The organism is Spirulina sp. CCY15215 (genome assembly GCF_016888125.1).
GTDB lineage: Bacteria > Cyanobacteriota > Cyanobacteriia > Cyanobacteriales > Spirulinaceae > CCY15215.
This window is the reverse complement of the sequence record NZ_JACSWA010000499.1, coordinates 1-207: the sequence shown is the minus strand read 5'-3', so window position 1 is coordinate 207 and position 207 is coordinate 1. Positions and strand designations below refer to the sequence as shown.

General features: G+C 41.1%; 1 pseudogene. It reads left to right on the top strand.

Annotated features, from left to right (window positions below):
- Window positions 1-207 (top strand): annotated as a pseudogene (locus JUI58_RS16760) (IS200/IS605 family accessory protein TnpB-related protein); the annotation flags it as partial.

Below are 207 nucleotides of genomic sequence, written 5' to 3'. Positions count from 1 at the left end.
CAGAAATCCCCGTCAAAAAACAAGGGAAAAACCGCCATCTTGTAGAAGGAAACGAGATAAAATCTCCTGCATTAGTGGTCAACAAAAGAACCTGTCAGCTTTCCATGCCGGTAAAGATTAAAAAAGTCGAAAGAGAGGAATCAGAATATGTTTGTAGCGTAGATTTAGGGATTAACAATGCAGCAACAGCAGCTATAGTTGGTGCGG